This window comes from Streptomyces sp. NPDC085900, from assembly GCF_044540925.1.
GTDB lineage: Bacteria > Actinomycetota > Actinomycetes > Streptomycetales > Streptomycetaceae > Streptomyces > Streptomyces gilvifuscus.
Genome location: NZ_JBITSP010000001.1, coordinates 261,542 through 282,221 on the forward strand (window position 1 = coordinate 261,542; position 20,680 = coordinate 282,221).

Consider the following 20,680-nt stretch of genomic DNA (forward strand, 5'->3'; position numbering starts at 1 on the left):
TGCCTTCCGGTACATCAGGAGATTCGACGGAGGGCACCCGCGTGAGCGAGCAACGGGGATGGGCACGGCGACTGGCCGCGTACGCGTGGCGGTATCCGAAGGACGTCGTCCTGGCGCTCGGCTCCTCGCTCGCCGGCATGGCCGTCATGGCCGTGGTCCCGCTGATCACCAAGGTGATCATCGACGACGTGATCGGCGGCCACAGCCGCTCCATGGGCCCCTGGGCCGGCGCCCTGCTCGGCGCCGCCGTCCTCGTCTACGCCGCCACCTACGTCCGCCGCTACTACGGCGGCCGCCTCGCCCTCGACGTCCAGCACGACCTGCGGACCGAGATGTTCGGGACGATCACCCGGCTCGACGGCCGCCGGCAGGACGAGCTGTCCACCGGCCAGGTCGTCGGGCGGGCCACCAGCGACCTCCAGCTGATCCAGGGCCTGCTGTTCATGCTCCCGATGACCATCGGGAACGTCCTGTTCTTCCTGATCTCCCTGGTGATCATGGCCTGGCTGTCGCTGCCGCTCACCCTGGTCGCCCTCGCCGTCGCCCCCGCCCTGTGGTGGATCGCCCGGCGCAGCCGCACCCGCCTGCACCCCGCCACCTGGTACGCCCAGGCCCAGGCCGCCGCCGTCGCGGGCGTGGTCGACGGCGCCGTCAGCGGCGTACGCGTGGTCAAGGGCTTCGGGCAGGAGGAGCAGGAGATCGGGAAGCTGCGCGAGGTCAGCCGCCGGCTCTTCGCCGGGCGCCTGCGCACCATCCGGCTGAACTCCACCTACACCCCGGCCCTGCAGGCCGTCCCCGCCCTCGGCCAGGTCGCCATGCTCGCGATCGGCGGCTGGCTGGCCGTCGGCGGGCACATCACCCTCGGCACCTTCGTCGCCTTCTCCACCTACCTCGCCCAACTCGTGGGCCCGGTCCGCATGCTGGCCGTGGTGCTCACGGTGGGGCAGCAGGCCCGCGCGGGCACCGAGCGCGTCCTGGAGCTGATCGACACCGAGCCGTCGATGACGGACGGGACGAAGGAGCTCCCCGCCGACGCGCCCGCCACCGTCGAGTTCGACGACGTGTCCTTCGGCTACGACCACGAGCGCCCCGTCCTGCGGGGCCTGTCCTTCGAGATCCGCCCCGGCGAGACCCTCGCGGTCGTCGGCTCCTCCGGCTCCGGCAAGTCCACCGTCTCCCTCCTGCTGCCGCGCTTCTACGACGTCACCCACGGCGCCGTCCTCGTCGGCGGCCACGACGTCCGCGAGCTCACCCTCGACTCCCTCAGGGCCGCGATCGGCCTGGTCCCCGAGGACTCGTTCCTCTTCTCCGACACGGTCCGCAACAACATCGCCTACGGCCGCCCCGACGCGACCGAGGAGGAGATCCTGACGGCCGCCCGCGCCGCCCAGGCGGACCGTTTCATCGCGGAGCTGCCGGACGGCTACGACACCAAGGTCGGCGAACACGGCCTGACCCTCTCCGGCGGCCAGCGCCAGCGCGTCGCCCTCGCCCGCGCGATCCTCACCGACCCCCGCCTGCTGGTCCTGGACGACGCCACCTCCGCCGTGGACGCCCGGGTCGAGCACGAGATCCACGAGGCCCTCAAGCAGGTCATGCGGGGCCGCACCACCCTGCTCATCGCCCACCGCCGCTCCACCCTGAACCTCGCCGACCGCATCGCCGTCCTGGAGGACGGCCGGCTCGCCGACATCGGCACCCACGAGGAGCTCCAGGCCCGCTCCGCCCTCTACCGCCGCCTGCTCACCGACCCCGACGAACTCGGCGGGGTCTCGCCCGGCCACACCCAGCCCGCCTGCCCGCGGGAGGACACCTCGGTCCGGGAGGAGCTGGACGCCGAGTTCGACGCCGAGCGGGGCATCACCCCCCGGCTGTGGGCCGGCGAGCGGACCCCGCGGGACACGGCGACGGAGGGGATGCCGGCCACGCCCGAACTTCTCGCGCAGGTCGAGGCGCTGCCCCCGGCGACGGACACCCCGGACATCGACGAGGCACAGGCGGTGCGGCCCGAGCTGTCCTACGGGCTCCGGCGGCTGCTGCGGGGCTTCGGGCCGCCGCTGCTGATCAGCCTCGGGCTGGTCGCCGTCGACGCCGGCATGGGCCTGTTGCTGCCGGTGCTGATCCGGCACGGCATCGACAAGGGCGTCAACGCGATGGCCCTCGGCGCGGTCTGGGCGGCCGCGCTGCTGGGTCTGGCCGCCGTGCTCGCCCAGTGGGCGGCGCAGATCGGCGAGACCCGGATGACCGGGCGCACCGGCGAGCGGGTCCTGTACTCGCTCCGGCTGAAGATCTTCGCCCAGCTCCAGCGGCTCGGCCTCGACTACTACGAGCGGGAGCTGACCGGCCGGATCATGACGAGGATGACGACGGACGTCGACGCCCTCTCCACGTTCCTGCAGACCGGCCTGGTCACCGCCTTCGTCTCCGTCGTCACCTTCTTCGGCATCATGGTCGCCCTGCTGGTGATCGACGTGCAGCTGGCGCTCGTCGTGTTCGCCACGCTGCCCCCGCTGATCGTCGGCACGTACTTCTTCCGGCGGGCGAGCGTGAAGGCGTACGAACTCGCCCGTGAGCGGGTCGCGTTGGTCAACGCCGACCTGCAGGAGTCGGTCTCCGGGCTGCGGATCGTGCAGGCCTTCCGGCGCGAGCGGGACGGCGGCGCGCGGTTCGCGGAGCGCAGCGACAGCTACCGCCAGGCCCGTATCCGGGGACAGTGGCTGATCTCCGTCTACTTCCCGTTCGTGCAGCTGCTGTCGTCCGTCGCGGCGGCCGCCGTGCTGTACGCGGGCGCGGGACGGGTGGAGGACGCCACTCTCACCACCGGCGCCCTGGTCGCCTACCTCCTCTACATCGACCTGTTCTTCGCGCCGGTCCAGCAGCTCTCCCAGGTCTTCGACGGCTACCAGCAGGCCACGGTCTCCCTCGGCCGCATCCAGGAGCTGCTCCAGGAGCCGACCTCCACCCGGGCCGCCGAGGAACCCCTCGACGTACGGTCCCTGCGCGGCGAAGTCGCCTTCGAGGACGTGCACTTCGCCTACGGCGACGACGAGGAGGCCCTCGGCGGGATCGAGTTGAAGATCCCCGCCGGCCAGACGGTCGCGTTCGTCGGCGAGACGGGCGCCGGAAAGTCGACGCTGGTGAAACTGGTGGCCCGGTTCTACGACCCCACGAGCGGCCGGGTCACGGTCGACGGCACCGACCTGCGGGCGCTGGACCTCACCTCCTACCGCCACCGCCTGGGCGTCGTCCCGCAGGAGGCGTACCTCTTCCAGGGCACCGTCCGCGACGCCATCGCCTACGGCCGCCCCGACGCCACCGACGCCGAGGTGGAGGCGGCGGCCTGGGCGGTCGGCGCGCACGACATGATCGCCACGCTGGACGGCGGCTACCTGCACCAGGTCGCCGAGCGCGGCCGCAACCTCTCCGCCGGCCAGCGGCAGCTGATCGCCCTGGCCCGCGCCGAACTGGTCGACCCCGACGTCCTGCTCCTCGACGAGGCGACCGCCGCCCTCGACCTCGCCACGGAGGCACAGGTCAACGCGGCGACGGACCGACTGGCGGGCCGTCGTACGACCCTCGTGGTCGCCCACCGGCTGACCACCGCGGCCCGGGCGGACCGGGTGGTGGTGATGGACCACGGGCGGGTCGTCGAGGACGGCACGCACGAGGAACTCCTCGCCCGCGACGGCCGGTACGCCGAGCTGTGGCGGACGTTCATCGGCCAGCCGGACCCCGAGGAGCCGGTCGCCGCGTCCCACTGACGGTCGTGCAACCATCCGACATACGTCCTGCGTCCGTACATCAGTACGTTCGTTGGCGGCGGTAGGGGAGGGACGACAGTGGACACTGGTGCGATACGTCGGCGGGTCGCGCTCGGCATGGCCGTACTGAGCGCGTCCGGACTGCTCGCGCTCGCGGCGCCGGGGAACGCGCAGGCCGCTTCGTACTGCGCGGGGCGCAAGGTGAAGGACCTGCCGTTCTCCACCGGGGTCGTGCACGTCTACAAGCACGACGGCTACGTCTGCGCCGTCACCTTCCCCGCCAAGCCGTCGGCCGCCAGGCGCTCCATGTCCGTCGGCGTCCAGGCGCGCGGCAACCGCCCCGTCGTCGACAAGGGCCGCTACACCCACCACGCGGGCCCGGTGACCGTGCACGCCGGACACCGGTGCGTGTGGATCACCGGCTCCGTCGGGCGGGGCACGGTCAGCTCCGGCTGGATCCTTTGCTGAATCACGGGATTCTCCCGGGTATTTCTTGAACTCCCCTTTCGCAGGCGTCCGTTGCTCGGTTAGCTTCCGGCGGACATCTGTACTCACAGGGGAGGGTGCATGCGCAAGGCGCTCAGATGGCTGCTCGCGCTCACGGTGCTGATAGGCACGCTGAGCACGACCGGAGCGGCCACCGCCGCCCGGTCGGAGGCCACCGGCACCGACATCAAGGATCGGCTGCTCTCCATACCGGGGATGAGCCTGATCGAAGAGAAGCCGTATCCCGGCTACCGCTTCTTCGTCCTGAACTACACCCAGCCGGTCGACCACCGGCACCCGTCCAAGGGCACCTTCCAGCAGCGGATCACCGTGCTGCACAAGGACGTCAGCCGCCCGACGGTCTTCTACACCAGCGGCTACAACGTCTCCACGAACGCCGGCCGCCGCGAGCCCACGCAGATCGTGGACGGCAACCAGGTCTCCATGGAGTACCGCTTCTTCACCCCGTCCCGCCCCGCGCCGGCCGACTGGTCCAAGCTGGACATCTGGCAGGCGGCGAGCGACCAGCACCGCATCTTCGAGGCGCTCAAGCCGATCTACTCGGGCAACTGGATCGCCACCGGCGGCTCGAAGGGCGGCATGACCGCCACGTACTACGAGCGCTTCTACCCCGGCGACATGAACGGCACCGTCGCCTACGTCGCCCCGAACGACGTCGTCAACGGCGAGGACTCCGCCTACGACCGCTTCTTCACCAAGGTCGGCACCAAGCAGTGCCGCGACCGCCTCGACGCGGTGCAGCGCGAGGCGCTGGTGCGCCGGGAGCCGCTGGAGCGCAAGTACGCGGCGTACGCGGCCGACAACGGCTACACCTTCACCACCGTCGGCAGCCTCGACAAGGCGTACGAGGCGGTCGTCCTCGACTACGTCTGGGGCTTCTGGCAGTACAACCTGCTCGCCAACTGCGGTGACGACAGCCTGATCCCGCCGGACGCGAAGCGCGCGAGCGACGACCAGATCTGGAACTCCATCGACACCGTCTCCGGCTTCTCCGCCTACGCCGACCAGGGCCTGGAGCCGTACACGCCGTACTACTACCAGGCGGCCACCCAGCTCGGCGCGCCCACCATCCACTTCCCGTACATCGAGAAGCGGTACATCCGCTACGGCTACCAGCCGCCCCGGAACTTCGTCCCGCGCGAGATCCCGACGCGGTTCCAGCCGTGGGCCATGCGGGACGTCGACACCTGGGTGCGCCACCACGCCCGTCACACGCTCTACGTGTACGGCCAGAACGACCCATGGGGCTCGGAGCGGTTCCGCGTCGACAAGGGGGCGAAGGACTCGTACGTCCTCACCGCGCCCGGCATGAACCACGGCGCGAACGTGGCCGGTCTGGTCGCCGACGAGAAGACCTTCGCGACCGCCCGGATCCTTCAGTGGGCCGGTGTCCCGGCCCGGTCCACGGCACAGGCGAAGCCGCTGGCCCGCTTCGACGCGAGGCTGGACGTGCGCGACGTGGAGCGCGAGCCGGCGCTGCGGCCGTAACCCGCGTGCGGCGCCCGGCGGTCGTCACAGCCGCCGGGCGCAGCCCACCGGGTCCGTCCCCCTCAGCCGTACGTACAGGGCCGTGTCCCGCGGGCACTCGGCCCGCGCGGCCGCCGCCTTCACCACCTTGTACTGCGGCTTCTTCGGGCCGCTGCCGTCGCACGCCGTCTCGCGGACCTGGCCGTCGCCCGAGCCGTAGACACAGTCGCCGACGACGGTGCGCGGGCCGCCCCCGCCGCCCGGGTCGCCGGGATGCGGCGGCTCCAGGTTGCGCATGCAGGCGTAGCCCTGCGGCACCGAGCCGTCGCCGTCCTCGTCGGACGACGGGCTCTGCTCGCTGATGTGCAGCACGAAATCGGTCGTCGCCGGGCACAGCGGGCCCTGGGCGACCGTGCCGTCGAAGCGGGCCACCACCCGGGCCGCCGCCCGCTCACTGGTGCACGGCACCTCGCTGAAGCTGCTCGTGCCGAACGAACTGCATTCGTCGACGGCGAGGAACACCGCGCCGTACCCCGACGGCCGCGCCGAGGCGACGGCCCCGCTCCCCGTCGGCGTCCCGCTCGCCCCGTCCCCGGCCGGACCGGACCGCGACAGCAGCCCGCACCCGCTCGACACCCCGGCGACCAGGAACAGGAGCGCGCCGAGCGCCCCCACCGACCATCTCGCACGCATCGCATTCCCCCCACATACCCCCCGCCCAGCGTGACCCGCCACAGCGGGCGCACGCCAGACGCGCGGGATGCTTTGGGCCCCTTGGGGGGCGTACGCCGGTTGTGTGACGTACGGGCCCTACGCCCCTTCTAGTACGACAGTCCGTATCCGATGGGGTACAGCACCTGCGCCGGGTCGTCCGCCCGCTGCACCGGCACCGGCAGCCGTCCGCGCGGCGCGACCTTCCCGGCGATCACCCGGGCCGCCGCGCGCAGTTCGACGTCGGTCCACGAGTAGGACGCCAAGTAGGCTTTCAGAGCCGGTAGTTGGGCCACGTCGTAGGGGTTGCGGATCGCGACGGCGACCACCGGTCTCCCGGTCGCCACCAGCTGCTCGGCCAGGGTCTTCTGGGAGCTCGTCGCGGTGAGGTTGTAGGTCGCGACGACCACCGCGTCCGCGTCCCCCGCCGCCGTGACCGCCTTGGCGACCGTGGCGGCGGACGGGGCCGTGCCCGTCGACAGCGCCGTCGTCGTGAAGCCCAGTTCGGTGAGGGCCGCCGCGAGGACACCCGTCGGCGGGCCCGTCGTGCCGGACGGCGAGGCCGGGTCGGCGCCGACGACGAGGACCTTCTGGTGGGTGCGCGGGGACAGCGGCAGCAGGCCGCCCTCGTTGACCAGCAGGGTCGTCGTCCGTTCGGCGATGCGGTCGGCCGCTTCCAGGTGGGCCTTCGTGCCGACCCTGCGGTCCACGTCGGCCTCTCGCGCGTACGGGTCGTCGAACAGCCGCAGCCTCGCCTTCAGCCGCAGGATGCGCAGGATCGACTCGTCCAGCCGCGCCTCCGTCAGCTCCCCGTCCTGCACGGCCTTCAGGACCGCGTTCCAGGCGACGGAGAGGTCCGGCGGGTTGAGGAGCTGGTCGACGCCGGCCTTGAGGGCGAGGACCGGGACGCGGTCGTCGCCGTACTTCGTGCGTACGCCCTCCATGCCCAGGGAGTCGGTCACCACGACTCCGTCGTAGCCGAGTTCGCCGCGCAGGATGCCGGTGACGATCGGGTGGGACAGGGTCGCCGGGTCGCCGGAGTCGTCGAGGGCCGGGAACTGGATGTGCGCGGTCATGACGCAGTCGATGCCCGCCCGGATCGCCGCCCGGAACGGGACGGCGTCCAGCTTCTCCCAGACCTCCCGGGTGTGGGTGATGACCGGGAAGCCGTAGTGGCTGTCGACGGCCGTGTCGCCGTGCCCGGGGAAGTGCTTGGCGGTCGCGGCGACCCGCGAGCGCTGATACCCCTGGACCTCGGCGGCGACCAGCGCGGCCACCGCGTCCGGGTCGGCGCCGAAGGACCGTACGCCGATGACCGGGTTGGCCGGGTTGACGTTCACGTCGGCGTCGGGGGAGTAGTCCTGGTTGATGCCGATGGCCCGCAGCTCGCCACCGGAGATGCGGCCGAGGGTGCGGGCGTCCCCGCGGGAGCCGCCGGCGCCGATGGCCATGGCGCCGGGGAACAGGGTGGCCGGCCTGCCGACGCGGCAGACGATGCCGTGCTCCTGGTCGGTGGCGATCAGGACGGGCAGGCCGCGGGGCAGGCCGAGGGACGCGCGCTGGATGCCGTTGGACAGCGTGGCGATCTGGCGCGGGTTCTCGGTGTTGTGCGCCCAGGTGAAGTAGATGATGCCGCCGACGCGGTACTTGGCGACCAGCTCGGCCGCGGTGCGGACGCCGATCTCCTTGAGGTTCGCGTCGATGTCGGCCTGGGCGGGGTCGGTGGCGGAGTTGCCGTAGACCCGCATGACGAAGAGCTGGCCGACCTTCTCCTCGAGGGTCATACGGGAGACGAGGGCGCGCAGCCCGTCGTCGTCGGCCCGGGCGGTGCCGCCGAACGCGAGGGCCGCGGTGGCACCCATCGTCGCGGCGAGAACGGTACGTCTGGAGGGCACGTGCGCTCCTTCCGGAGAAGATCCGCTGAAGGAAACTTCCGTGGAGATGAGATATCCAGAGAGTTTCTGCCAGTCAAGACACTGCGCACGCTAGATCAAAAAGGGGCCGCCATCGGCGCTGTTGGAGGGGGGCGCGCCGATGGCGGCTGTGCTGCCGGCCGCAGTACGGCGGAGAGGGTAGGTCAGCGATCGCAGCCAGCAGCGAGGGCCGACACCGCACGGCGGAGACTCATCCGGCAGCCTGCGGGTTGGACGAACCGTATTCGGGGTGGGTTCCCGCCTTCCGCACGAATCCCGGAAGTTGGTGGAGGAGGGTTCAGCGGGACGGGTGTGCCGCCACTTCCGGCCACTTCTCCTGCAGAGTGCGTACGGTCTCTGCGATCGCCGGACGACGGGCGGCTCCCTTGCGCCACAGGGCGTACAAGTGCCTCACGGGGGTGGGGTCCAGACGGACCTCGACGACCCCGGGCGGCAGGGGGCCGCGGCCCAGGCGCGGTACCAGGCAGATGCCGAGGCCGCCCGCGACCAGGGCGACCAGCGTGGGGTTCTCGTCGGCCTGGTGCACGATCTCCGGCTCGTGCCCCGCCGCGCGCATCGTCCGCAGCAGCCAGTCGTGGCAGACCCGTCCCGGCGGCTGGCACACCCACCGCTGCCCGCCCAGCTCCTCGCGCCGCACGGAATCCCGCCCGGCGAAGGCATGCCCCTCGGGCACGAGCAGCGTGCTGCGGTCGTCGCCGATCGCCGCGTGCTCGACCCCGGGCGGCACGGGCATCGGCGCGATGTCCCAGTCGTGCGCCACGGCCAGGTCAACCGCGCCCTTGGCGACCAGGTCCACGGACAGGTGCGGGTCGATCTCGGACAGCCGGGCGTCCAGGGCCGGATGCCGGACGGCGAGGTCGGCCAGCACGGCCGGCATCAGCCCGCGCGCGGCCGAAGCGAACGCGGCGATCGTCAGCCGCCCCGCCGGCATCCCGCGCCGCTCCTCCAGCTCGGTCTCGGCCCGCTCGACGATGGCCAGCAACTCCTGCGCCGTGTCGACCAGTCGGTGCGCCTCGGCGGTGAGCCGCACCCCGCGCCCCTCGCGTTCGAGCAGCACGGTCCGGGTCTCCCGCTCCAGCTTGGCGATCTGCTGGGACACCGCGGACGGCGTGTACCCGAGCGCGGACGCCGCCGCGCCCACGGTGCCGTGGACGGAGACGGCGTGCAGGGCGCGCAGCCGCTGGAGATCGAGCACGGCGAAACCCCTCATTCATCAGCGATGCTTCATCCGACCATGCAGTAATCATCGCTGGTGCTTCACGGTCGGGGGAAGTGATGCTCGACGCATGAGACCCGCGCACCTCGCCCTCGCCGTCCTCGTCGCCGCCGTCTGGGGCGTCAACTTCACCGTCATCGAGATCGGCCTCGCCCATTTCCCGCCGCTGCTCTTCTCGGCCCTGCGCTTCTTCGCGGCGGCCCTCCCGGCGGTCTTCTTCGTCGGCCGCCCGAAGGTGGCCTGGAAGTGGGTGCTGGCGGTCGGGCTGGTGCTGGGAGTGGCGAAGTTCGGCCTGCTGTTCGTCGGCATGGACGCGGGGATGCCGGCGGGCCTGTCGTCCCTCGTACTGCAGATCCAGGCGGTGTTCACCGGCGCCGTCGCCTTCGTCGCGCTCGGCGAACGCCCCTCCCGCACAAGGGTGGTGGGCATGGCCGTCGCCCTGGCGGGCATCGCCGTCGCCGCGGTGGACGAGGGCACCTCGGGCCCGCTCGGCGCGTTCGCCCTCGTCATCGCGGCGGCGGCCTGCTGGGGCGTCTCGAACGTCCTCACCCGCAAGGCCGCCCCGCCCGACGCGCTCAACTTCATGGTCTGGGTCAGCACGGTCCCGGTCCTCCCCCTCCTCGCCCTGTCCCTCCTCCTGGAGGGCCCGTCCCGGGACTACGACGCCCTGCGCGCCCTCGACTGGCAGGGCGCCGGCACCGTCGTCTACGTCGCCTGGGTCACCACCGTCTTCGGCTTCGGCGCGTGGGGCTGGCTGCTGCGCCGCCACCCGGCGTCGACGGTCGCGCCCTTCTCCCTCCTGGTGCCGGTCTTCGGCATGTCGTCGGCGGCGCTGTTCCTCGGCGAGTCCGTGAGCGGCCTGCGCTGGTGCGCGGCGGCACTCCTGGTGGGCGGCGTGGGGCTCGCGTCGGTGACCGGGCGGCGACGGGAAGCGGTCCATCCCGTGGACGGTCCGGCACCCGAGCCGGTGCTCGGCCGATCATGAACCATGCCCGCTGTCGACATCCCCGGCTCCAAGTCCATCACCGCCCGCGCCCTCTTCCTGGCCGCCGCGGCCGACGGTGTCACCACCCTCGTACGGCCGCTGCGCTCGGACGACACCGAGGGCTTCGCCGAAGGCCTGACCCGCCTCGGCTACCGAGTCGGCAGGACCCCGGACGCCTGGCAGGTCGACGGCCGCCCGCACGGACCGGCCGTGCCGGAGGCGGACGTGTACTGCCGGGACGGCGCCACGACGGCCCGCTTCCTGCCCGCGCTGGCGGCGACCGGGCACGGCACGTACCGCTTCGACGCCTCGCCCCAGATGCGCCGCCGCCCCCTGCTGCCGCTCACCCGCGCGCTGCGTGACCTCGGGGTGGACCTGCGGCACGAGGAGACGGAGGGCCACCACCCGCTCACGGTCCGGGCGGCCGGTGTCGCGGGCGGCGAGGTCACCCTGGACGCCGGCCAGTCCTCGCAGTACCTGACGGCGCTGCTGCTGCTCGGCCCACTGACCCGCGAGGGCCTGCGCATCCGGGTCACGGACCTGGTCTCCGCCCCCTACGTGGAGATCACCATCGCGATGATGCGGGCGTTCGGGGCGCGGGTGGACCGCGAGGGCGACGTCTTCCGCGTCCCACCGGGCGGCTACCGCGCCACGACCTACCCGATCGAGCCCGACGCCTCCACCGCGAGCTACTTCTTCGCGGCGGCCGCGGTGACACCGGGCGGCCAGGTGACGGTCCCGGGCCTGGGCCGGGGCGCGCTCCAGGGCGACCTGGGCTTCGTCGACGTCCTGCGGCGGATGGGCGCGGACGTGACGGTCGGCGCGGACGCCACGACCGTCCGCGGCACGGGCGAACTGCGCGGCCTGACGGTCGCCATGCGGGACATCTCCGACACCATGCCGACGCTCGCGGCGATCGCGCCCTTCGCCTCCGGCCCGGTACGCATCGAGGACGTGGCCAACACCCGGGTCAAGGAGTGCGACCGGCTGGAGGCCTGCGCGCACAACCTGCGGCGGCTGGGCGTGGACGTGGCCACCGGCCCGGACTGGATCGAGATCCGCCCGGGCACGCCGCCCACTCCCGCGGAGATCACGTCGTACGGCGACCACCGCATCGTCATGTCCTTCGCGGTCACCGGGCTGCGCGTGCCGGGAATCTCGTTCGACGACCCCGACTGCGTCCGCAAGACTTTCCCCGGCTTTCACAAGGCGTTCGCGGAGTTCGCGGCGGAGTTGAGGAGCGGGCTGGGCGGCTGACCGGGATCACCCACCTGTTCCGCGACCGAGGAGGGTTCGGCCCGGTGGGACACAAGTTGCAAGGCCCTTTGCTGGAGGGCGAGTTGGTGCGTCTGGAGCCGCTGGCGGCCCGGCATGCGGCCGACCTCGCCGCGGCGGCCGAGGAGGACCGGGACACGTACGCCTTCACCTGGGTGCCGAGGGCCGACGAGGTGGCCGGCTACATCGAGGCGCAGCTGGAACGGGCGTCGACCGGGCGGCTCGCGCCGTACGCCCAGGTGTCGCGCGCGACCGGGCGGGCGGTGGGCGCCACGGCGTACTGGGAGCCGCGGTGCCGGCACACGGACGACCGGCTCGACGCGGTCGAGGTCGGTTTCACCTGGCTGGGCCGCTCGGCGCAGGGTACCGGCGTGAACGCCGAGGCCAAGCTGCTGCTCTTCCGCCATGCCTTCGAGGCGTGGGGCGTGTCGCGGGTCGACCTGAAGACGGACGCCCGCAACAGCCGCTCCAGGGCGGCCATCGAGAGCGTGGGCGCCCGCTTCGAGGGCGTCCTGCGCAACTGGTCGCGGTCCTGGGCGCCGGGGGAGGAGGACCGGCTGCGCGACTCGGCGATCTTCTCCATCACCGACCAGGAGTGGCCGCGGTGCCGCGAACGGCTGGAGAAGCGGGTGGCGGGGTTCCTGACCCGGCCCCAGGCACGACAATCCTGATCACGAAAGCCTGATCACGAAGGTGACCCCATGACCTCGCACGTCCTGATCCTCCACGGCTGGCAGAACCACCGCCCCGAGGCCCACTGGCAGCACCGCCTCGCCGACCGCCTCACCGCACTCGGCCACCTGGTGACGTACCCCCAGCTCCCCGACCCCGACGACCCGGACCTCGAGACCTGGCTGTCGGAGCTCACCCGCCACCTGGCCGGGCTGCGCACGGACGCCGAGCGGATCGTCGTCGCGCACAGCGCCTCCGCGGTGCTGTGGCTGCACGCCGTCGCGCGCGGGCTGGTGCGGGACGACGCCGTCGACCGCGTCCTCCTGGTAGCGCCGCCCTCCGCCTCCGTCCTGCTGCGCCACCCGGAGGTCGCCGCGTTCGCGCCGCCCGCCCTGGACTTCACCCTCCCCGCCCCCACCCGGCTGGTGGCCGGCGACGACGATCCCTACTGCCCGGAGGGCGCCCGCGCACTCTACGGAGACCCCCTGGGCATCCCCACCGACGTCCTGCCCGGCGCCGCCCACCTCGACCTGGACGCCGGTTACGGCGACTGGCCCGCGGTCCTTCACTGGTGCCTGGACCCGGCCACCCGCATCACGCCGAATCGTTGAGCAGCCGCCCCAGATGCGCGCTCCCCGCCTCCAGCAGGCCCTCCAGGGGTGCCGCCTCCTCGTACCAGCGCTTCTCGTACTCCCAGCACAGCCACCCGTCCCACTCGTGGCGGGAGAGCACCTCCACGGCGTCGGACAGCGGCAGCACGCCGGCGCCGAGCGGCAGCGGGGTCGTGTCGTCGGCGGAGGCGATGTCCTTGACCTGGACGTAGCCGAGGTAGGGGGAGAGCGCCGCGTACGTCTCGGCGGGCTGCTCGCCGCCCAGCCAGGTGTGCATGACGTCCCAGAGGGCGCCGACGTGCCGGTGGCCGACCAGGCCGAGGACGCGGATCGCGTCGGCGGCGGTGCGGTGCGAGTCGTGGGTCTCCAGCAGGATGCGTACGCCGAGGTCGGCGGCGTACTCCGCGGCGGTGCCCAGCCTGCGGGCGGCGAGGGCGTCGGCCCGCTCGGGGGTCTGTTCGCGGTCGGCGCCGGGGAAGACCCGCACGTACGGGGCGCCGAGGTCGTGGGCGAGGTCGAGGAGCTCGCGCATCTCGTCGATCACGGGGCCGTCGTCGCCGGGCGCGGCCACCCGCGTGTATCCCGCGAGGCCCAGGATCTCGATGCCGCCCGCCTTGAACTCGCCCGCCACGTCGGCCCGTTCGCCGGCGCCGATGCCGGTGTGGACGGGTTCCTCGGGATGGGCGCGCAGCTCGACGCCGTGGTAGCCGTGGGTGGCCGCGAGCCGGACCACGTCCGGGATGGGCAGGCCGGGGACGCCGAGGGTGGAGAAGGCCAGTCGCATGGTCCCTATTGTCACCGGGAATCCCCGAAGCAACCCTGCCGAGTCACTCCCGAGTGCTGTGCAGGTCCAGCCGCCAGTCCTGGCCGTTGAGGTCCTTCCCGAAGGAGCGGTGCGGTTTCTCGGCGGCGAGGACGAAGCCGTGGCGCTGGTAGATGCGGCGGGCGGCGGTGAGGACGTCGTTGGTCCACAGCACCAGCTCGTGGTAGCCGACGCCGCGCGCGAAGTCGATCACGGCCCGCACCAGCCGGTCGCCGATGCCGAGCCCGCGTGCCTCCGGCTCGACCAGCAGCAACCGCAGCCGCGCCGTGGCCGGGGCGTCGTCGCGCACGCACATCACGCACCCCACCGGCCGCCCGTCCAGCTCTGCGATCCACACCCGCTCCAGATGCGGGTCGTGGTCCTCGGCGAAGTCGGCGACGATCCGGGCGACCAGCCCCTCGTAGTCCGCGTTCCAGCCGTACTCGGCCGCGTACAGCGCGGCGTTGCGCTGCACGATCCAGCCGAGGTCGCCGGGACCGGGCTCGCGCAGCAGCACGTCCTCCCGGCGCGGCGGACGACCGTCGGCCAGCAGCGTCCGCACCGTCATCATCGCCTCGGCGAGGCGGGGCCGCTCATCGGGCGGGACGGTGGCCAGAAGCGCGCCGACGGACTCGTCGGCCCGCTCGGCGAGCAGCGCGGCGGTCTCCCGGCCCTTCGCGGTCAGGGTGACGTGCCGCCGCCGGGGGTCGGACGTGGAGGTGGTGCGCTCGATCAGCCCGGCCTCCTCGAACTTGTTCAGGATCCGGCTGAGATACCCCGCGTCCAACGAGAGTTCGGCCCGCAGATCGGCCGCGTCGGTCCGCGGCGAGTGCGCGAGCTCGTACAGGACACGGGACTCGGTGAGGGTGTACGGCGCGTACAGCTGCCGGCTGTAGTCGAGCGCGCCGATCACGTTCGTGTAGAAGCGGTTGAAGGCCCGGATGTCCTGAACGGTCATGGTCGTCGCCCCCGGATGGTTGACTGAGTCAGAGATACCCGCCGAACCGAGGGTAAGCCCCCCACGCCGATGCGGCCAGCCCCCTTCAGCCGGTCCGGCGTTCGAGGACGGGGCCGGTTCAGGACTCCACCCCCACCCCCACCCCAGCCCGTCCGGCGTTCGAGGACGAGGGCCCGCCCAGGACCCCACCCCAGCCCGTCCGGCGTTCGAGGACGAGACCGGTTCAGGCCCGCACCCCCAGCCCGTCCGGCGTTCGAGGACGAGACCCGCCCAGGGCCCCACCCCCAGCCCAGCCCATCCGGCGTTCGAGGACGAGGGCCCGCCCAGGGCCCCACCCCCGGCCCAGCCCATCCGACGTTCGAGGACGAGACCGGTTCAGGCCCGCACCCCCAGCCCGTCCGGCGTTCGAGGACGAGACCGGTTCAGGCCCGCACCCCCAGCCCGTCTGGCGTTCGAGGACGAGACCCGTCCAGGCCCCCACCCCCAGCCCGTCCGGCGTTTGAGGACGAGGCCCGTTCAGGGCCGAAGCGGGGGTCTGGGGGCGGCAGCCCCCAGTGGACGCCCGCCCAAACCCCGGCCACCTCACAACAACCGGCGCCTCAAGACACCCGCGGCCCCCCGGAGGACCCCCGCACCATCAGCTCCCCCCGCACCGTCGCGATCCCCCCGGGCGGCGGCTCCTCGCGCCCCATGGCGATCCGGCCCGCCCGAGCCCCCGCCTCCGCCAACGGCAACCGCACCGTCGTCAGCGCCGGCACCGCGTCCACGCTGAACGGCAGATCGTCGAACCCGGCGACCGACACGTCCTCGGGAATCCGCAGCCCGGACTCCCGCAGCGCGGCGCACGCCCCCAGCGCGACGGAGTCGTTCGCGGCGACCACGGCCGTCAGCGACGGGTCCCGGCGCAGCAGCTCCAGCGTGGCCTCGTACCCCGCCTGCCGGTCGTAGCGCCCCCACACCGTCCAGCGCGGGTCCTCCTCGATGCCCGCCGCGGCCAGCGCCGCCCGGTGGCCCTCCAGTCGGTGCCGGGTCGTCGTCCGCTCCTCGGGGCCCGCGATGTACCCCATCCTGCGGTGCCCGAGCCCGATGAGGTGCTCGGTCAGCCGTTGCCCGCCCCCGCGGTTGTCGAAGGCCAGCGCGATCGCCCCGGTCTCCGGCGCCGGCGGCCGCCCGCACAGCACCACCCGCGTCCCGGCCTCCGTCAGCTTGCGCAGCTTCGCCGCCACGGCCGCCGCGTGCGGTTCGTCCTCCACGGCCCCGCCGGTCAGCACCACGGCCGCCGCCCGCTGCCGCTGCAGCAGCGTCAGATAGGTCAGCTCGCGCTCCGGCGTACCGCCCGTGTTGCAGACCACCGCGAGCCGCTCACCGCCGGCCCGGCCGCCCGGACCGCCGATCTCCGACTGGATGGCGCTCGCCATGATCCCGAAGAAGGGGTCCGCGATGTCGTTGACGAGGATTCCCACCAGGTCCGACGTGGCGGCGGCCAGCGAACTCGCCGGCCCGTTCAGTACGTAGTCCAGCTCGTCCACGGCCTTCAGCACCCGCTCACGGGTGGAGGCGGCCACGGGATAGTTCCCGTTCAGCACGCGCGACACCGTCGCGGGCGAGACCTGCGCGCGGGCCGCCACGTCCGCCAGGGTCACCGTCATCTCGTCGTCCTCCGGTCGCGCATCATCGTCGTACCTCGTTGTACACGCACAGGCCACGGCCACGGTTTCGCGGGGACCCCGGCCATGGTTTTCGACCAGACCTTACGGCCACACCCCCCGGTTGTTCGCCCCCTCGAACAACTCGACCCCGTCACGGTCTTGTCCAGACCGCTTGTCAGAGGCTAGCTTCTTATGTCATAGAAAGCGCTTGCTGTGACGCTCATCAGTGAATGACGGGGCGTACGCGGCGCGGACCCCGCGTACGAAGGGAATGACGTGACACGCAAGACGGTGCGTATCGCCATGAACGGCGTGACCGGACGCATGGGCTACCGCCAGCACCTGGTCCGCTCGATCCTGGCCATCCGCGAACAGGGCGGCCTCGACCTCGGCGACGGCACCGTGCTGTGGCCGGAACCGATCCTGGTCGGCCGCCGCGAGCACGCCCTCCGGGCGCTCGCCGAGCAGCACGGCCTGGCCCCGGAGAACATCTCGACCGACGTCGACGCGGTCCTCGCCGACCCGGCCGTCGACATCTACTTCGACGCCCAGGTGACCTCCGCCCGCGAGGAGGCGATCAAGAAGGCGATCGCGGCGGGCAAGCACATCTACACCGAGAAGCCGACCGCCACCGGCCTGGAGGGCGCCCTGGAGCTCGCGCGCCTGGCGAACGAGGCCGGCATCAAGCACGGCGTGGTCCAGGACAAGCTGTTCCTCCCGGGCCTGCTCAAGCTCAAGCGCCTCATCGACGGCGGCTTCTTCGGCCGGATCCTCTCCATCCGCGGCGAGTTCGGCTACTGGGTCTTCGAGGGCGACTGGCAGAGTGCCCAGCGCCCGTCGTGGAACTACCGCGCCGAGGACGGCGGCGGCATCGTTGTCGACATGTTCCCGCACTGGGAGTACGTCCTGCACGAGCTGTTCGGCCGCGTGAAGTCCGTCCAGGCCATCGCCACCACCCACATCCCGCAGCGCTGGGACGAGAACGGCAAGCCCTACGACGCCACCGCCGACGACGCCGCCTACGGCATCTTCGAACTCGACGGCGGCGCGATCGCCCAGATCAACTCCTCCTGGGCGGTGCGCGTCAACCGCGACGAACTCGTCGAGTTCCAGGTCGACGGCACCGAGGGCTCCGCGGTCGCGGGCCTGGGCAACTGCCGTGTCCAGCACCGCTCCATGACCCCCATGCCGGTCTGGAACCCCGACCTCCCGGCCACCTACTCCTTCCGCGACCAGTGGCAGGAGATCCCCGACAACGACGACTTCGACAACGGCTTCAAGGCCCAGTGGGAGCTGTTCCTGCGGCACGTCTACGCCGACGCCCCCTACCACTGGGACCTCCTCGCCGGCGCCCGCGGCGTCCAGCTCGCCGAGCTGGGCCTGAAGTCCTCGGCCGAGGGCGTCCGCATCGACGTACCGGAGATCCAGCTGTGACCATCCGACTCCCGGACCCGACGGGCGGGTTGAGGACGTACGAGCCCCGCCCCGAACCGTTCGCCGTCACCCCCGGCGCCCCCTTCACCTCGCGTACCGTCTTCTCGGCGGCGCACGTCGTCGCCGACCCGTTCGCCGACACGACCCCCGACTCGCCGGCCGCCGTCGACTGGGACGCCACCCTCGCCTTCCGCCGCCACCTGTGGTCCCACGGGCTCGGCGTCGCCGAGGCCATGGACACCGCCCAGCGCGGCATGGGCCTGGACTGGACGGGCGCGGCCGAGCTGATCCGCCGCAGCGCCGCCGAGGCGAAGTCGGTCGGCGGCCGTATCGCGTGCGGAGTCGGCACCGACCAGATCACCGCCGGGTCCCTCGCCGAGGTCCGGGCGGCCTACGAGGAGCAGCTCGCCCTCGTGGAGTCCTCCGGCGCCCAGGCGATCCTGATGGCCTCGCGTGCCCTGGCGGCCGCCGCGTCCGGCCCCGAGGACTACCTGGAGGTCTACGGCCACCTGCTGCGCCAGGCCGCCGAGCCGGTGGTGCTGCACTGGCTGGGCCCGATGTTCGACCCGGCGCTGGAGGGCTACTGGGGCTCCCGCGACCTCGACGCGGCCACGGACACCTTCCTGGAGGTCATCGCCGCCCACCCCGACAAGGTCGAGGGCATCAAGGTCTCGCTGCTGGACGCCCGGCGGGAGATCGACATCCGGCGCCGTCTCCCGCAGGGCGTGCGCTGCTACACGGGCGACGACTTCAACTACCCCGAGCTGATCGCGGGCGACGACAGGGGCTTCAGCCACGCCCTGCTCGGCATCTTCGACCCGCTGGGCCCGCTGGCGGCGCAGGCGGTACGCGTCCTGGACACCGGGGACGTCGCCGGATTCCGCGAACTCCTGGACCCCACGGTCGAGTTGTCCCGCCACCTCTTCCAGGCGCCCACCCGCTTCTACAAGACGGGCGTGGTCTTCCTGGCCTGGCTGGCCGGTCACCAGTCGCACTTCACCATGGTCGGCGGCCTGCAGTCGGCCCGCTCCCTGCCGCACTTCGCCCGCGCCTACGAACTCGCCGACGGACTGGGCCTGTTCCCGGACCCGAAGCTGGCGGAGGAGCGGATGAGGAACCTGCTCGCCCTGTACGGAGTGACCCAGTGAAAGACCTCGACCTGACCCGCTTCTCCATCAACCAGATGACGGTCAAGCAGCTGTCGCTGCCCGAACTGGTCGACGCCTGCGGGGAGCTGGGGATCGGCAACGTCGGCCTGTGGCGCGAGCCCGTGCAGTCGTACGGCCTCGACGCGACCGCCAAGCTGGTCCGCGACGCGGGCCTGACGGTCACCACGCTGTGCCGGGGCGGCTTCTTCACGGCGATCGACCCGGCGGAGCGCGCCGCCGCCCTGGCCGACAACCGCCGCGCGGTCGACGAGGCGGCGACCCTGGGCACCGACACCCTGGTGCTGGTCTCGGGCGGCCTCCCCGCCGGCTCCAAGGACCTGCACGGCGCCCGCGAGCGGATCGCCGACGCGCTCGCGGAACTCGGCCCGTACGCCGAGGAGCACGGCGTCCGCCTGGCCATCGAGCCGCTGCACCCGATGTACGCCTCCGACCGCTGCGTGGTCTCGACCCTCACCCAGGCCCTCGACCTCGCGGAACGCTTCCCCGCCCACCAGGTCGGCGTCACCGTCGACACGTACCACATCTGGTGGGACGACAACGCCCCGGCGCAGATCGCCCGCGCCGGCGCGGGCGACCGCATCCACACCTTCCAGCTCGCCGACTGGACCACCCCACTCCCGGAGGGCGTCCTCAACGGCCGCGGCCAGATCGGCGACGGCGCGATCGACATGCGGGAGTGGAAGGGCTACGTCGAGTCCGCCGGCTACACGGGCCCCATCGAGGTCGAACTCTTCAACGACGGGCTGTGGACCCGGGACGGCCGCGAGGTCCTGGCCGAGACCGCACGCCGCTTCGTTGAACACACCGCCTGACCCCACCACGGCATCCGCCCCGCACCGAGGACACCGATGCGGGGCGGAGCCGTCTGCCGATCACCCTTCGTCGGGGCGGTCCTGTGCGTCCTGTGCGCGCCTTGCGAGGATCGCCCGCCGTTCGTCGATGAGGGGGACGATGTCGTCGACGGTCTCGAGCGTCAGATCGCCCGGCGCCCCCCGGCCGCTGACCAGGATGCCGTGCCCGGCGACGGCTGTCCGCAGCTGCCACCGCCCCGACCCGTGCCGCAGCAGGGCGGGGAACGTCCGCTCGTCGACGCGGACCCGCAGCTCCTGCTCAGGAGCGGTTCCCGGATCCGGCACGACGTCCGGCTCGGACTCCTGCCCGGGCAGCTCGCGCCAAGTGGTGACACGGATGTGGTCCTCGTCGGCGGTCCACGCGCCGTGGACGATCGTCGCGGACCGCCAGACGCCGTTCACCTCATGGCTCTCGGCCAGCGCACAGGGCGTGTGCCACGGGGACCGCAGGCGGTGGACCACCAGCCGGCCCTCCGCGAACGCCTCGATCATCCTGCGGTACAGGTCCTCCCGCAGGCCCTGCGCGAGATCACCGTTGTCGGCACGATGCATGCCGGCGAGTCTGGCAGGCGTCCGTGCCGCGGGGCAGTGTGCCGACGCCAAAAAATTTCCCGCAGCCGACGCCAAAGGAATTTTCCGCAACCGTACAACCCTTTCCCCACCTGGCCTGTCGTACTT

17 protein-coding genes are annotated in these 20,680 nt (G+C 72.4%); 10 read left to right on the forward strand and 7 right to left on the reverse strand.

Features of this window, described 5'->3' with window-relative positions; all coding sequences use genetic code 11:
- Positions 1-41 precede the first annotated feature (41 nt).
- From ACIGDI_RS01170 to ACIGDI_RS01180, 3 genes are all read left to right on the forward strand, one after another.
- Positions 42-3,761, forward strand: a complete 3,720-nt coding sequence (locus ACIGDI_RS01170; RefSeq protein ID WP_399888730.1) for an ABC transporter ATP-binding protein — start codon at positions 42-44, stop codon at positions 3,759-3,761.
- 78 nt (positions 3,762-3,839) lie between these two features.
- Positions 3,840-4,229 carry a hypothetical protein gene (locus tag ACIGDI_RS01175; protein ID WP_399888733.1) on the forward strand — a complete coding sequence of 130 codons (390 nt, stop codon included), beginning with the start codon at positions 3,840-3,842 and terminating at the stop codon, positions 4,227-4,229.
- A gap of 99 nt (positions 4,230-4,328) precedes the next feature.
- Positions 4,329-5,756 carry a S28 family serine protease gene (locus tag ACIGDI_RS01180; RefSeq protein ID WP_399888735.1) on the forward strand — a complete coding sequence of 476 codons (1,428 nt, stop codon included), beginning with the start codon at positions 4,329-4,331 and terminating at the stop codon, positions 5,754-5,756.
- Between the two features lie 24 nt (positions 5,757-5,780).
- On the opposite strand, the gene ACIGDI_RS01185 is transcribed toward ACIGDI_RS01180, so the two are convergent.
- The 3 genes from ACIGDI_RS01185 to ACIGDI_RS01195 all read right to left on the reverse strand — a co-directional run bounded on the left by ACIGDI_RS01185 (position 5,781) and on the right by ACIGDI_RS01195 (position 9,575).
- Positions 5,781-6,428: a hypothetical protein gene (locus tag ACIGDI_RS01185; RefSeq protein WP_399888738.1), complete on the reverse strand. Its 648-nt coding sequence runs from the start codon at positions 6,426-6,428 to the stop codon at positions 5,781-5,783.
- Between the two features lie 128 nt (positions 6,429-6,556).
- A complete protein-coding gene (locus tag ACIGDI_RS01190) occupies positions 6,557-8,341 on the reverse strand; it encodes a glycoside hydrolase family 3 protein (RefSeq protein ID WP_399888741.1) in 1,785 nt (594 codons plus the stop codon).
- A 316-nt stretch (positions 8,342-8,657) separates the two neighbouring features.
- The gene (locus tag ACIGDI_RS01195) at positions 8,658-9,575 is read right to left on the reverse strand and encodes a LysR family transcriptional regulator (protein WP_399888744.1); all 918 of its coding nucleotides are present in this window, start codon (positions 9,573-9,575) and stop codon (positions 8,658-8,660) included.
- Positions 9,576-9,666: 91 nt separating this feature from the next.
- Here ACIGDI_RS01195 and ACIGDI_RS01200 point away from each other — a divergent pair, with 91 nt between their 5' ends.
- Genes ACIGDI_RS01200 through ACIGDI_RS01215 form a run of 4 tightly spaced genes read left to right on the forward strand, consistent with a single transcriptional unit; the run spans position 9,667 to position 13,139 of the window.
- The gene (locus ACIGDI_RS01200; RefSeq protein ID WP_351467261.1) at positions 9,667-10,581 is read left to right on the forward strand and encodes an EamA family transporter; all 915 of its coding nucleotides are present in this window, start codon (positions 9,667-9,669) and stop codon (positions 10,579-10,581) included.
- A 3-nt stretch (positions 10,582-10,584) separates the two neighbouring features.
- Complete coding sequence (gene aroA / locus ACIGDI_RS01205; protein WP_399888747.1) at positions 10,585-11,838, forward strand: 3-phosphoshikimate 1-carboxyvinyltransferase; 1,254 nt, start codon at positions 10,585-10,587, stop codon at positions 11,836-11,838.
- Between the two features lie 44 nt (positions 11,839-11,882).
- Positions 11,883-12,527, forward strand: coding sequence for a GNAT family N-acetyltransferase (locus tag ACIGDI_RS01210; RefSeq protein ID WP_399888750.1), 645 nt, complete (start codon positions 11,883-11,885; stop codon positions 12,525-12,527).
- Positions 12,528-12,557: 30 nt separating this feature from the next.
- Complete coding sequence (locus ACIGDI_RS01215) at positions 12,558-13,139, forward strand: alpha/beta hydrolase (RefSeq protein ID WP_399888753.1); 582 nt, start codon at positions 12,558-12,560, stop codon at positions 13,137-13,139.
- Here ACIGDI_RS01215 and ACIGDI_RS01220 read toward each other — a convergent pair.
- From ACIGDI_RS01220 to ACIGDI_RS01230, 3 genes are all read right to left on the reverse strand, one after another.
- Positions 13,123-13,923: a sugar phosphate isomerase/epimerase family protein gene (locus tag ACIGDI_RS01220; protein WP_399888756.1), complete on the reverse strand. Its 801-nt coding sequence runs from the start codon at positions 13,921-13,923 to the stop codon at positions 13,123-13,125. The genes ACIGDI_RS01215 and ACIGDI_RS01220 overlap by 17 nt on opposite strands.
- Positions 13,924-13,966: 43 nt before the next feature.
- Positions 13,967-14,899, reverse strand: a complete 933-nt coding sequence (locus ACIGDI_RS01225) for a GNAT family N-acetyltransferase (RefSeq protein ID WP_399888759.1) — start codon at positions 14,897-14,899, stop codon at positions 13,967-13,969.
- A gap of 599 nt (positions 14,900-15,498) precedes the next feature.
- Positions 15,499-16,548 (reverse strand): LacI family DNA-binding transcriptional regulator, encoded by a 1,050-nt coding sequence (locus tag ACIGDI_RS01230; RefSeq protein ID WP_272174112.1) that lies wholly within the window; start codon positions 16,546-16,548, stop codon positions 15,499-15,501.
- Positions 16,549-16,824: 276 nt separating this feature from the next.
- On the opposite strand from ACIGDI_RS01230, the gene ACIGDI_RS01235 reads away from it, so the two are divergent.
- From ACIGDI_RS01235 to ACIGDI_RS01245, 3 genes are read left to right on the forward strand one after another with little or no spacing between them, the layout of a single operon-like run.
- Complete coding sequence (locus ACIGDI_RS01235; RefSeq protein WP_399888762.1) at positions 16,825-17,982, forward strand: Gfo/Idh/MocA family protein; 1,158 nt, start codon at positions 16,825-16,827, stop codon at positions 17,980-17,982.
- Entirely contained in the window at positions 17,979-19,130 is a 1,152-nt protein-coding gene (locus ACIGDI_RS01240; protein WP_399888764.1) for a dihydrodipicolinate synthase family protein, read from the forward strand. Before ACIGDI_RS01235 ends, ACIGDI_RS01240 begins: the two co-directional genes overlap by 4 nt.
- Before the next feature lie 35 nt (positions 19,131-19,165).
- Positions 19,166-19,963 (forward strand): sugar phosphate isomerase/epimerase family protein, encoded by a 798-nt coding sequence (locus tag ACIGDI_RS01245; RefSeq protein ID WP_399890439.1) that lies wholly within the window; start codon positions 19,166-19,168, stop codon positions 19,961-19,963.
- A gap of 60 nt (positions 19,964-20,023) precedes the next feature.
- On the opposite strand, the gene ACIGDI_RS01250 is transcribed toward ACIGDI_RS01245, so the two are convergent.
- The gene (locus tag ACIGDI_RS01250) at positions 20,024-20,554 is read right to left on the reverse strand and encodes a hypothetical protein (RefSeq protein WP_399888766.1); all 531 of its coding nucleotides are present in this window, start codon (positions 20,552-20,554) and stop codon (positions 20,024-20,026) included.
- Between the last annotated feature and the right edge of the window lie 126 nt (positions 20,555-20,680).

Coding starts and splice junctions, on each gene's coding strand:
- ACIGDI_RS01200 (WP_351467261.1), top strand. CDS start 9,667: ATGAGACCCGCGCACCTCGCCCTCGCCGTCCTCGTCGCCGCCGTCTGG.
- ACIGDI_RS01220 (WP_399888756.1), bottom strand. CDS start 13,923: ATGCGACTGGCCTTCTCCACCCTCGGCGTCCCCGGCCTGCCCATCCCG.
- ACIGDI_RS01250 (WP_399888766.1), bottom strand. CDS start 20,554: ATGCATCGTGCCGACAACGGTGATCTCGCGCAGGGCCTGCGGGAGGAC.
- ACIGDI_RS01230 (WP_272174112.1), bottom strand. CDS start 16,548: ATGACGGTGACCCTGGCGGACGTGGCGGCCCGCGCGCAGGTCTCGCCC.
- ACIGDI_RS01245 (WP_399890439.1), top strand. CDS start 19,166: ATGACGGTCAAGCAGCTGTCGCTGCCCGAACTGGTCGACGCCTGCGGG.
- ACIGDI_RS01185 (WP_399888738.1), bottom strand. CDS start 6,428: ATGCGTGCGAGATGGTCGGTGGGGGCGCTCGGCGCGCTCCTGTTCCTG.
- aroA (WP_399888747.1), top strand. CDS start 10,585: ATGCCCGCTGTCGACATCCCCGGCTCCAAGTCCATCACCGCCCGCGCC.
- ACIGDI_RS01215 (WP_399888753.1), top strand. CDS start 12,558: ATGACCTCGCACGTCCTGATCCTCCACGGCTGGCAGAACCACCGCCCC.
- ACIGDI_RS01180 (WP_399888735.1), top strand. CDS start 4,329: ATGCGCAAGGCGCTCAGATGGCTGCTCGCGCTCACGGTGCTGATAGGC.
- ACIGDI_RS01225 (WP_399888759.1), bottom strand. CDS start 14,899: ATGACCGTTCAGGACATCCGGGCCTTCAACCGCTTCTACACGAACGTG.